Source organism: Chryseobacterium sp. C2(2020) (assembly GCF_014218915.1).
Taxonomy (GTDB): Bacteria; Bacteroidota; Bacteroidia; order Flavobacteriales; family Weeksellaceae; genus Chryseobacterium; species Chryseobacterium mucoviscidosis.
On record NZ_JACLCT010000006.1, the window covers coordinates 59070 to 71665 of the forward strand.

At 36.6% G+C, this 12596-nt stretch carries 10 protein-coding genes; 5 read left to right on the plus strand and 5 right to left on the minus strand.

The features are described 5' to 3' along the window. Nucleotide 1: 1 nt before the first annotated feature. Nucleotides 2-1285 carry a hypothetical protein gene (locus H6W52_RS05425; protein ID WP_087711379.1) on the minus strand — a complete coding sequence of 428 codons (1284 nt, stop codon included), beginning with the start codon at nt 1283-1285 and terminating at the stop codon, nt 2-4. 256 nt (nt 1286-1541) lie between these two features. On the opposite strand from H6W52_RS05425, the gene H6W52_RS05430 reads away from it, so the two are divergent. Further along, nucleotides 1542-2657 (plus strand): ATP-binding protein, encoded by a 1116-nt coding sequence (locus H6W52_RS05430; RefSeq protein ID WP_116096487.1) that lies wholly within the window; start codon nt 1542-1544, stop codon nt 2655-2657. Nucleotides 2658-2693: 36 nt separating this feature from the next. Here the strand turns inward: H6W52_RS05430 and H6W52_RS05435 are convergent, their stop codons facing one another. Continuing rightward, nucleotides 2694-2918 (minus strand): hypothetical protein, encoded by a 225-nt coding sequence (locus H6W52_RS05435; RefSeq protein ID WP_116096485.1) that lies wholly within the window; start codon nt 2916-2918, stop codon nt 2694-2696. A gap of 158 nt (nt 2919-3076) precedes the next feature. On the opposite strand from H6W52_RS05435, the gene H6W52_RS05440 reads away from it, so the two are divergent. From H6W52_RS05440 to H6W52_RS05455, 4 genes are all read left to right on the plus strand, one after another. Further along, nucleotides 3077-3703, plus strand: coding sequence for a TetR/AcrR family transcriptional regulator (locus H6W52_RS05440; protein ID WP_116096483.1), 627 nt, complete (start codon nt 3077-3079; stop codon nt 3701-3703). Beyond that, nucleotides 3687-5000 carry a TolC family protein gene (locus H6W52_RS05445; protein ID WP_116096481.1) on the plus strand — a complete coding sequence of 438 codons (1314 nt, stop codon included), beginning with the start codon at nt 3687-3689 and terminating at the stop codon, nt 4998-5000. The genes H6W52_RS05440 and H6W52_RS05445 overlap by 17 nt, the downstream gene beginning before the upstream one ends. A gap of 21 nt (nt 5001-5021) precedes the next feature. Beyond that, a complete protein-coding gene (locus H6W52_RS05450; RefSeq protein WP_116096479.1) occupies nt 5022-6125 on the plus strand; it encodes an HlyD family secretion protein in 1104 nt (367 codons plus the stop codon). A 636-nt stretch (nt 6126-6761) separates the two neighbouring features. After that, entirely contained in the window at nt 6762-8336 is a 1575-nt protein-coding gene (locus tag H6W52_RS05455) for a DHA2 family efflux MFS transporter permease subunit (RefSeq protein WP_116096477.1), read from the plus strand. A gap of 297 nt (nt 8337-8633) precedes the next feature. Here the strand turns inward: H6W52_RS05455 and H6W52_RS05460 are convergent, their stop codons facing one another. The 3 genes from H6W52_RS05460 to H6W52_RS05470 form a co-directional block, all read right to left on the minus strand. Further along, nucleotides 8634-10910 (minus strand): cation:proton antiporter, encoded by a 2277-nt coding sequence (locus H6W52_RS05460; RefSeq protein ID WP_116096475.1) that lies wholly within the window; start codon nt 10908-10910, stop codon nt 8634-8636. A gap of 94 nt (nt 10911-11004) precedes the next feature. Further along, nucleotides 11005-11715, minus strand: a complete 711-nt coding sequence (locus H6W52_RS05465; RefSeq protein ID WP_116096473.1) for a LytR/AlgR family response regulator transcription factor — start codon at nt 11713-11715, stop codon at nt 11005-11007. Next, nucleotides 11693-12463 (minus strand): histidine kinase, encoded by a 771-nt coding sequence (locus H6W52_RS05470; RefSeq protein ID WP_116096471.1) that lies wholly within the window; start codon nt 12461-12463, stop codon nt 11693-11695. The genes H6W52_RS05465 and H6W52_RS05470 overlap by 23 nt, the downstream gene beginning before the upstream one ends. Nucleotides 12464-12596 lie beyond the last annotated feature (133 nt).

Genomic DNA, 12596 nt, shown 5'->3' on the forward strand with positions numbered 1-12596 from the left:
TTTAGTTGTATAGAGTCTTTCTGAACCACTTATCCGCAAAATTGAAACCAACTCTCAGGTTTATAAAATTCTGATTGATCAGATTATTTTTAGTAGTTCCTCTTTTTCCTACTTCAAGACCAAGTTCCAGACCGCTCATTCTCGTTATGCTGCTGTTTTTGAACGGAAGAAGAACTCCTCCGGAAATACCGAACTTATTAATGTTCTGTCCTGCAATCTGAAGATTTCCTTTCTCATAAAAGGCTCCGTATCTGTAAACGATTCTCGAAAAATAACTTCTGAAATTATTATAATTCGGTAAATACCAACCTCCGGCAGAAATTCTGTAAGAATCCTGAAGATCCAGCGTACTTCCAAAATAATTAATATTTTCCCCCTTTTTATAATCTCCCTGAAGAGAAACAAACCATCTGTTTTCTTCTCCATAACCTACCCCTAAAGAAGCCTGTAATGGCAAAAGATTTTTAGATTTTGTACTTTTCTGGTCGATAATGCTTTCATTACTTTTTACAGTAGCACCGGCATCAGAATAGAAATACGTACTGTTTACATAATCGGTCGTCATGTTACTCGTATTTCCGAAAGTAGTAGTAGCTCCGATCGTAAGTTTTTTGTCTGTACTTGTATTCAGGTTCTGGTAGCTTGCTCCTAAAGTAAAGTTGAAATTGTGGATGCTGTTTCTCGTTTCGTATCCGTTAATTAATTCTGCATTGGAATAAGCCAGTTCATTAAGGTCATAAAGATTCCCGAAATAATAATTTGCTCTTGCTCCAACAGCAAGTTTATCGTTCACTTTATATCCTAAAGCCATTTGTACCGTATTCAAAGTTCCGCTTCCTTTAAATCTGTTGGCTCTGATATTACCTGCAGAAAGCGTATCTCTGTGGATAATATCATAGCTTTTTGAGCTGTACGGCTGATAAGAAATCCCCATCTTCAATTTTGGAGACAGAGGGAAAGCAATAGAAATATTAGATAAATACGTAGAATGTTTGGTAGACTTCGTATTATTATAGTTTGTTTTAAAGTAATTGTTTTCGTTGGTAGCTTCCAGCTTAATACTTGTAAGCTCGAAATTAGCATTGTTTGCAGGGTTTGCAAAATTGAAATTACTTGTAAAATCGCTTATAAAAGCGGTAGATATACCTCCCATTGAGGTAGTTTCGATCGTATTATCATATTTTACATCTCCGATTCCGTAAGTTGCATAAGGAGAGTTACTCAGATTCTGCGCGTTAAGGAAATATCCAACTGATATCAATGATAGTACAAAGATTTTTTTCATTCTTTATTTTTAAAACAATGCGCAAATATCTTAAATATTAATGAATTGTAAAAATTATAAGAGGTTAAAGTTTGTTAAGGGGGATGAATAGCTATAATTATGATGAATTCTTAATTGTAAATTCGCTTTGGGTGTTAATTTTATGTACAATATCTACATACCTCATGATAAAATTCACAATTCATTTGCGATGCAAAATTCACCTGTAAAGTAAAAATTCACATTCTGCAAATTACAAATTTCATATCTTTGAATCATGAATTGGGAGAACATTGCCGGACAGGAAAGTCTGAAAAAACTTCTTAGAGACAGTATCGCCGAAAACAGGGTAAGCCATGCCCAGCTTTTCGTCGGCAAAGAAGGATACGGAACATTGCCGATTGCTTTGGCGTATGCTAAAGAAATTCTGAGCAGTGAAAATCCTCACGCCGGTGCGAAAGTAGAGCATCTCAATCATTTGGATCTACATTTCAGCTTTCCCGTTTTTACAGATAATAAAAACTCATTAAGCAAAAATAAATTTGATGAATTCAGGGAAATGATTCTTAAATCTCCGTATGCGGGATATGATGAATGGACGGCTGTTTTAGAATCCGAAAACAAGCAGCTTTTTATTTCGGCAGATGAAATTGATGAACAGAACCAGAAATTTTCTTTAAAAAGTTACGAAGGCGGAACTAAAATTCTCATTGTCTGGAGAGCCGATAAAATGAATGTCGCAGCATCCAACAAATTCCTGAAATTTTTAGAGGAACCTCCTGCGAAAACAATTATTTTGCTTACCGCAGAATCTACCAACGATATTTTACCAACCATTCTTTCCCGAACACAGATTGTAGAAGTACCGAGAATAAACGATGAAGATCTTGAAGTCTACCTCAAAAATAATACTACTGTTTCGGAGGACAAAATAGGAGAGATCATTCATCAAGCTCAGGGAAATCTGAATGAAGCCTTAAAGCTTTTACAATCCGGGAATAAAACCGATGAGTTTGAAAAGCTTTTTGTTCAGTGGGTTCGTGATGCATTTATGGTAAAAAAGAAACCTGAATTTCTGCGAAGCATCATTCTTTGGGCAAGAGAAATTGCAGGCTGGAACCGGGAAAAGCAGAAAAACTTCTTAAATTACTGTTCCGAGATTTTCAGACTCGCTTTGCTGCAGAACTATCAGTCGGAGAATTTAGTCTATAAAAAGATTGATGCCAATGGGTTTAACTGGATGGGATTCTCAAAATTCATCAGCGGCGCGAATATTGAAAGCATTCTGGAAGAAATCAATACCGCAGATCTGCACTTAACCCGAAACGGAAATCCTAAAATTGTCTGGACAGATCTCGGGATAAAATTATCAAGATACATTCATAAAAGCTAAATAAAAAACTCCGAAACGAATTCGGAGTTTTTTATTTTAAGCTGCTTTCTTTACTTTAGAAGCTTTTTTATCGGTCGTTTTAGAACTGTTTTCTGCTGTTTTGTGTTTAGCATCATAGTTTTTATGATCTCCACAGGCTTTTTTATCTTTTGTCGAGCATTCTTTCTTGTCTTTTCCTGCGCAGCATGCGCCTTTCGGAGTTTCCTGTGCAAAGTTGAAAGTGAATAAAGTGATGGCTAAAACAGAAATTATTTTTTTCATGATCTAAATTTTTAATTGAATCCAAATATAACAATTTTCCATTCGAAGAACTTTAAGATTAAAAAAAAATTAAATTTTATTAAAAAATCAATCAATCGTTTGATTTATGAAAAATTGGTTGTAGATTTGCACCTCGAAAAACAGATACAGAGTAAAAGATGATTTCAAAAGAAGAGAATATATTATTTGCCGCAGAAAAGCTTTTCGCCGAGAAAGGTTTTGAAGGAACCTCAACAAGAGAAATTGCCAAAGCCGCAAATGTGAATATTTCTATGATCTCTTATTATTTCGGTTCCAAAGAAAAGCTGTACGAGAAACTGGTAGAATACAGAATGAGCGAAGGACAGTTTTTTTCCAAAGATATTATCGAAAGAACCGATATCAACGAATGGGAAAAAGTTGAAAAAATCGTAGATCAGTTTGCAGGAAAAGTAAGACACAACAAATGTTTCTACAGAATTATGCAGAGAGAGCAGCTTCATGCAGAAAATCCGCAGATCGTAGAATTTCTTAAAGAAACCAAAATGGGATTCATTTCCATGTATTCAAAAATTCTGGAAAGCGGTCTTCAGAAAGGAATTTTTACAAAAAATCCTCCCATTTATCTCCTTCATTCCACGGTGAGCGGAACTTTATTTTACGCTTCTAATGCCAAAGAAATGTATAAGGAATTCCTTAACGACACCAATGAAGAAGAAATATTTGATGAAAAATATTACACAGAACTTAATAAACATATTAAATATCTACTAAAAGACCTTCTAGGTTATGAAGAAAATAAATAATTCAGTCCTTGCGCTCGCTCTATTTGTAGGGATTGCAAACGCAAATGCTCAGGAGAAAAAGACACTCACTCTTGATGATGCCGTGCAGTTGGGAATCCAGAACAGCAAAAATCTTAAAATTGATGCTGCAAAAATAGAAGAAGCTACAGCCAATCTTTTGGAAGCCAAAAACAGACAGCTTCCGGAGCTGAAAATTTCAGGAAGCTATATGTATCTTCCTTTAAAACCAAATATTGATATTAAACTTCCCGGAGTTTCAGGAGCAGGAGGTCCGGAAGTTCATCAGGTTGCCTACGGATCAGCGAATGTCAGCGTTCCGATTTACAGCGGAGGAAGAATAAAATACGGAATAGAATCTGCAAAATATTTAGTGGAAGCATCTAAATTAACCACTGAAAATGACAAAGTAGCCATTGCTTATAACGTGGCACAGGCTTACAATAATTTGTTTAAAGCCAACCAGTCCATCAAAGTTTTAGAAGAAAACCTTACCGCTTCTCAAAAGAGAGACGAAACGTTCCTTAAACTTGAAAACAACGGAGTAATTGCGAGAAATGACCGTTTAAAAGCGAGTTTGCAGACTTCAAACATCGAACTTCAGTTGCTGGAAGCAAAAAACAACTACAATATTGCCAATATCAATATGGATTTATTGCTTGGACTTCCGGAAACCACAGAAATCGAAGTAGACCAGAATTATATAGATGAAGGAAATGAAGTAAAAGCGCTTGATTTCTATTTAAATGAAGCCAGAGAAAACCGTAAAGACCTTCAGGCTTTAGACAAGCAGAGACAGGCTGCAGCTTTGGGAACAAAATCCGCGAAAGCAGAAAATCTTCCTTCCATTGCTTTTACAGGAGGTTATGTGGCGGCAGATATTCCGAAGTTTTTAACGATCTATAATGCGGTAAATGTAGGCGTAGGAATTTCTTACAATCTTTCAAACCTATGGAAAGAAAACTCTTCGCTTAAACAATCAAAAGCCAGAGAAATGCAGTTGGCTGCAACCAACGAGTTGTTAAACGACAACATCAAGCTGGATGTAAACAGAGAATATCAGAACACAGATTATTCTAAAAAGAGAATTGCCGTTTTCGAAAAATCTGCAGAACAGGCTAACGAAAATTACAGAATTACAAAAAATAAATATGATAACGGTTTGGCTACGATGACGGAACTTCTGGATGCAGATGCTGCACAGATTTCAGCGAACGTAGGAGTGATCAATGCGAAAGCAGATGCCGCTTTAGCTTACAGAAAACTATTACAGACCACCGGAACTTTAACAAACAAATAAAATTAAGAACTTATACCCACAATGGAAAATAATACTACACAAACGGCTGAACCTAAAAAGAAAAAAAGTTTAGTTTTCCCTATCATATTAGCAGTAGTTTTAATCGGCGGAGGAATCTACGGTTACAGAACCTATTCTTACGGGCAGGTTCATGAAGAAACAGACGATGCACAGATCGCGTCCAATATGGCTCCCGTAATTTCTAAAATTTCAGGATACGTAACGGAAGTAAAAGTAAAAGACAACCAGTTTGTAAAAAAAGGAGATACTCTGGTTATTCTGGACAGCAGAGATCAGAAAATGGCTTTACAGCAGGCAGAAGCAGCTTTGGCAACAGCGAAAAGCAGCATCTCTAATGCACAGGCTTCCACAACGGCAACTTCAAAAAATATAAATTCTTCTGAAGCCGCTGTTACTACAGCGAATGCACAGATTGAAGCCGCAAAAGTAAACGTTTGGAAAACTTCTCAGGATTTAAAAAGATATGCCAATCTTGTGAAAGACCACTCTATTACAGAACAGCAGTATGAGCAGGCTCTGGCAGCAAAACAGTCTGCAGATAAGCAGCTTCAGGTTTTAATCGATCAGAGAAACCAGATTGCACAGCAAACCAATATCGCTTCTTCTCAGACCGCAGCAAGTTCTCAGCAGATCGGGGTGGCAAATTCCGTTGCAAAACAGAGAGAAGTGGATGTAGAAAATGCAAGACTGAATTTATCTTACACGGTAATTGTAGCACCGGAAGACGGATATGTAGGAAAAGTGCCGATTCAAGCAGGACAGTATTTACAGGCAGGTTCACAATTGTTTGCTTTGGTTAAAAATGATCAGAAATGGGTGATTGCCAACTTCAAAGAAACTCAGATTGATAAAATGGTAGAAGGACAAAAAGTAAAAATTGAGATTGATGCTTTCCCGGACAGAGAATTTGACGGTGTGGTAAGTTCTTTCTCTCCAGCAACCGGAGCTACCTTCTCTATACTTCCTCCGGATAATGCGAGTGGTAACTTCGTAAAAGTAGTACAGAGACTTCCTGTAAAAATCGATTTTGTAAATCTGGATAAAAATGTATCCAAAAGATTAAGAACAGGAATGAATGTAAAAGCAGAAGTTTCTTTAAAATAAAAATATAAAATAAGTGAATTGTCAGCAATGCAGAAGCAGATCGGTTATGAGATGTAATGAAGTAGTAGAATTGACAATGAAAGATTGATAACTGCAATTCACTTTTTTCAAAAATATATAAGTGAATTGTCAATTTTTGAAGGAGAAGTCATTTTTTAATGAAATGAATTTGAAGATCGATGATGAAGCTGATGCCGGATAATGAAGAGAGATCAATGATAGATGTGGAAATGACGAAGTTGATCCATGAAGAAGGTTCCGGTGTAATGCAGAAAGATCATGAATAGGAAACAGGAAATGAAGACGATAAATGAAGCGGTTGCCGGATATGAAGAAGAAAATTGATGTTAAAATGAAGAAGCTGAACGATGCAGCAGAATTCCGGTTTAATGAAGACAGATCATGAAGAGGAAAATGCAGAGGTAAAAATAAGACCATGCAGAGGATGATTATTGACAATTCACTTTTTTAAAATTGAGAAATTTAGAGATTTGGAAATACTTTGATGAAATTTTAATCAGCTAAATTTTTCTGAAACCTCATCCCCGTGATGAGAGAACAAAGTTGGTTCGTAAAAACTTGTTCATATTTCCGAATCTCAAATCTCTTGATTTTTAATACAACACTAAAAAAACTATGCAAGATTCATTAGTAGAATATGGAGCCCGAAGAGTAATCATTACGATTACGGCAATTCTTTGTGCTTTGCTTGAAATAGTGGATTCCACGATTGTAAACGTTGCCCTGAATGAAATGAAGGGAAATCTTGGAGCCACCCTTTCCGAAGTAGGATGGGTAATCACCGCATATGCGATCGGAAACGTAATTATTGTTCCGATGACGAGCTGGCTTTCCCAGCAGTTCGGGAGAAGAAACTATTTTGCGGCTTCCATTATTATATTTACCGTTTTCTCCTTTTTATGCGGAAATGCAACCAACATCTGGGAGCTTGTATTTTTCCGTCTCATGCAGGGAATCGGTGGGGGAGCGCTTCTGGTAACTTCACAAACCATCATCACGGAATCTTATCCGGTGGAAAAAAGAAGTATGGCACAGGCAATTTACGGACTTGGGGTAATTATCGGTCCTACATTGGGTCCGCCTTTGGGAGGATATATTGTGGATAATTTTAGCTGGCCGTATATTTTCTACATCAATATTCCGATCGGGATTGCGGCAACCTTAATGACGCTTCAGTTTGTAAGAAGTCCGAAATATGCCGAAAAACGAAAGATTTCCGATGTAGACTGGATTGGAATTGCATTATTGGCAATTACCGTAGGTTCCTTACAGTTTATTCTGGAAAGAGGTCATGAAGAAGACTGGTTTGCCAGCGGAATGATCGTTTTCTTTACAGCCGCTGCGGTTTTAGGATTTATCCTTTTCCTATGGAGAGAACTTACCTTTAAATATCCGATCGTTGAACTCCGTGTTCTGAAAAACGGAAACTTAAGAATCGGAACCGTGATGTCCTTTGTTTTAGGATTTGGTTTGTACGGCTCAACGTTTATCGTTCCTTTATATACCCAGAGTATTTTGGGATGGACGGCACTTCAGTCGGGTGCTTTAATGATTCCGGCAGCTTTAACGACGGCTTTCATGATGCCGATTATCGGAAGACTGCTTTCAAAAGGAGCTAAACAGCAGATTTTGGTTTCACTGGGATTATTTATCTTCTTTATCTACAGTTTCTGGGGATATAAAATATTAACTCCGGACACGGGAAAAGATGCCTTCTTCTGGATGCTGATTGTAAGAGGAGCCGGACTGGGTTTACTGTTTATTCCCATCACCTCGCTTTCCTTAAGTACATTGAAAGGGCAGGAAATCGGACAGGGAGCTGCATTTACAGGAATGATGAGACAGCTTGGAGGTTCCTTCGGAATTGCCGGGATCACCACATTCATTGCCAATGCGAGCCAGAAATACAGGGTGAATCTTATTTCGCACCTCGACCAGACCGATTTTGCCGTACAGCAAAGGTTACAGGCTCTGAAAGGCAGTTTTATCGCAAAAGGAATGACTCCCGATGCCGCAATGAACGCCGCCTACAAAATGCTCGATCTTTCTGTAACGAAACAGGCAACCGTACTTTCTTACATGGATGTTTTCCTTTATCTTGGGGTAATCTTCCTTGTCTGTATTCCGTTCATCTTATTTATTAAAGAACGAAAAAGCAAAGAGAAGATTGATCTGAGTGGGGTGCATTAATAAAAATGCAAAAAAAATTCTAAATCAATACAATGAATATGACCGTTTCACAAATGAGACGGTTTTTTTAATTAAAGTGAGTTTGATTTAAGCCATAATTATAATTTTTGATCAATAATCTCCGAAAAGATATTAATTGATGTTTTTATCAAAGAACGAATATGCTGCCAAAGCAGATAGAGAATATTTTTTCATGATATTTTTTCATCTTTTAGATCGGACTCGCTTTAATTTCTCGGAAAGCGAATTGACAATAAAATTAATTGACTTGCATAACAAAATTCACTATTCAAATCATTAAGGATTACTGATAATCAATGTTGAAGGAATATCCGATAACCATATGCTTTTCGTATCGATGAGGTTTTTCCAGCTTTTGCTGCTGATGAGCATTAAATCCTGCGAATTCAGAAATTCTTTCTCAATTTTTTTCTCATTGTATAAAGTGATGTGATTGGGCGCAACCTGTTCGATGCTTCGGATGAGTTCTTTCACTTCAATATTATTCCGGATCTGTCCTGCAACATCTAAGATAATAATCTGAGAATTGTTGTTATTGATGAGTCTTTTGGCATATTCAAGCAGATAAAAATCACTTAAATTAAAGATCGGAACAAAAACTTTGTCTGCGGAAGTAAATTCTTTTTCCACCAGAATACCAACAGGAATCTGGGTTTTATCCAGAATCTGTAATGTAAAATCGTCAAAAGGAGAGTTGTTGAAAATATTTCCTTTCCCTTTTACCGTATTTAAAAGTTTTTCCGGATTAATGATCTTCGTCGTAAAACCTAAAAGTCTCCCCAACAGACTTCCCTCATACATCGATTTTCCGAGCATAATCAGAAGAAGATCGTAATTTCCTTTGTTGGTAATGTGTGTAAGATCGTTTTCAATATCATTGGAGGCTTTAAAAAGCGTTGTGACTTCAAGATTCAGATCGTTGGAAGTTTCTATTACATTTTTAAACTGTTCATTTTCGTATTCATTAATATCATAAGCGTGCATTTCGTTCACTGGAGCAATATTCATTGCGGTAATGCTTTTATTGCCGTTCATTTTATGGGTGAAATCATGAGCCAGTTTCAGCAGTGTACTTCCGGATTCAGGATGGTCAAAAGATAATAATACCCTGTATTTCGCATCATTTACCGGAGATTCCTCATCATCTTTTTTAGATTTAAATAGAAAATTGATGAAATCCAGCGCAGGTCCCGTCATAAAAGTTGTAAACAGCGCCATAATTACCATCATCGCAAATATCTGAGGACTTAAAACGCCCAGATCATAACCGATATTCAGGACAATAAGTTCCATTAAACCTCTGGTGTTCATCAAAGCTCCGATCGTTAAACTTTCTTTCCAGTTGATGCCTAAAAATTTTGCGGTTAACGCACTTCCTGCAAATTTTCCGATCACTGCGGTTAAAATGATGAATCCTGCTGTAATCCACAGATGACTGTCATTCAGTAATCCGATCTGGGTACGAAGTCCTGTAAATACAAAGAAAAGGGGCAGAAGAAGAACCAATGCCACATCTTCAACTTTATCAATAAACAATGTTCTGAATTTTGCATTTTCAGGCATGATCGCTCCTGCCATAAAAGCTCCGAAAAGCGCGTGAATCCCAATAACTTCCGTAGCATAAGCCGAAAGAATTAAGGTTAAAAAGAAAATCGCAACCATGGGTTTGTTGATGGTGCTTTTTCCTGCCTGTAAGTCTCCGATTCTTTTTAGGAACGGTCTTACAATTTTAATCATGAAAAATACATAGGCAATTGCCATCAGGATTACGTAAATGGAGCTTTCAAACGATCCGGCCTTTACAATAGCAATTACGGCTGCTAAAATACACCATGCCGTAATATCATCGGCTGCTGCACAGGTAATAACCACAGTTCCCAATTTGGTTTTCTGAAGATTTCTTTCCTGAACGATTCTTGCTAAAACGGGAAAAGCGGTAATACTCATGGCAATAGCGATGAAAAGCGCGAATGAGGTAAACTGAATTCCTTCCGGCGCAAATTCTTTATAAATGAAATAAGACAGACCAATTCCCAATGCAAAAGGGATAATAATACTTGCATGACTGATGACCACCGCATCGTGTGCTTTTTTTCTTAAAACACTTAGATCCAGTTCCATTCCCACAATGTACATGAAAAGAATAAGTCCGATCTGGCTTAAAAACTGAAGATTTCCTAAAGATTCTTTCGGGAAAAGAAACGCCGAAAATTCCGGGAAGTACATTCCTACAAGGGAAGGTCCCAGAACAATTCCTGCGATCATTTCACCGATCACGGAAGGCTGCTTGATCTTCATACAAATCCAGCCGAAAAGTCTTGCAACAAGAATAATCGTAACGATTTGCGCCAGTAATAAAGCTAAAGGATGGTGAAGATTGGTCTTGAATGATTCTAAAAAATTGTCCCAACTGGAACTGTTGTTTGTTTTTGTAATGATCTTTTCTCCGATTTCCAACGTCTGTCCTTCAATGATGAAAAAGTACATCAGTGATGAAAAAACAATAATGGTGGAAATATAAAAGATAATGTTTCTGTATTTTCCCCAATTCATGATTCCAAATTTTAGACAAAATTGCTAAGAAAATCGGAAAAAAAAGATGATTTTTAATCAAATGTAATGAAAAGAAAGAATTTTGCAGTGAAATCTAATGTCCCAATAAATCGGAAAGAGATTTCCTGTAGGTTTCCCCGATCTGAAGCTTTAAAAAGCGGTCATTTCCCAGAGAAACAGTAGTAATAATTTCGTTGGTGGAGAATATTTTGATGGCAGATAAAGCAATAACTTCTTTTTTATTGACCTGCGCAAAATCTTTTGCGGGAAGCATTTCCAGAAGATTTTTGAAATTCAGATTTTTTAGAACAATATTGGTTCCGTCCTTAAGAAGGATTTCCTTATCCCGACTGTCGATTTCCGAAGTTTTGATGTAGGCAATCTGGTCTGTAAAAATTACGGTTTTACCGATGTTGGTATTCCATTCGATAAAATCTTTTTTATGGGTTTTCCGGAGCAATTCTGCCGCTTTTTCGAAGGCCTGTACTAACCTTTCTTTTTTGATGGGTTTTCGAACGTAATCAACCACATTTAAATCAAATGCTTCGGCTGCGTATTCTTTGTAAGCGGTGGTAAAGATGATTTTTTTTGAGCCTGAAATGGCTTCTGCAATTTGCAATCCGCTCATTCCGGGCATTTCGATGTCTAAAATGCAGACGTTACAGTCGATATTTTCAATTTCGTTCAGAAAAATTTTAGGATCATTAAATGCTTTTACAACTTCTACATTTTCAATCTGTTCGCATAGAAGTTTTAAATAGCTGATTGCCAGTAATTCATCGTCAAGAATAACGCATTTTATCATAAAAATCTCCTAAATTGATTGTTAATTCTGCCGTGAATATACCGTTTTTTGAACTTTTCTGAAGCGTGTAAAACGTATTGTAGATCATTTTCAGCCTTTGATCCAGAGACTGGCTTCCGAAGCCGCTTTTTTCCTTTTCGAGAACATTTTTCAGAGAAGCTTTATTGCTTACTTTCATCGTGAAAACTCTTTCTTCCAGTTCCATCTGGATTGAAATAAAAGAGTCTGAAGCAAGGAAATCGGTATGTTTAAAGGCATTTTCAATCAGATCTACCGAAAGAAGAGGGGCAAAAACTTTTTCTTCGTAGATTTCATCCGATTTGTTTATTTTCGATTTAATTCTGAAATCAAAAAGAGGATTTACTTTAATTTTGTTGATCTCAATTAAGCTTAAGGCAAAATTTAATTCTTCTTTCGGGCTTACGAATTTATTGTTGCTTTCGTATAAAATATAGTCCAAAACATTCGCGAGCTTATCGAGCGACATATACGTCTGATAGGCGTGAGACTGCACCGAATTCAGGATATTTTTAAATAAATGTGGATTCAGTTTTGTTCCGATGTGTTCAAGCTGTACTTCATTCAGTCTTTCCTGAATCATTTTATTGGCAGTCGAAAGCTTGGCATTTTTTACTTTAAATTTCTGATTTTGGCTGAATAAATAAATGCTTACCGTTAAAAAAAAGAAAACCGCAAATACTCCGATGAATATCCAATAATCATGAATCATGTAGTAATTGCCTTCCATGGATTGAAAATTTATTTACTTCTTTTTATTTCTATTTTAAACCAAAACTCGGTATTTGTGACATGTCATGCTGAGCTTGTCGAAGCATCTTTATTTTTTATTTAAACGCAAAGTTTTAATAAAGATAATTCTA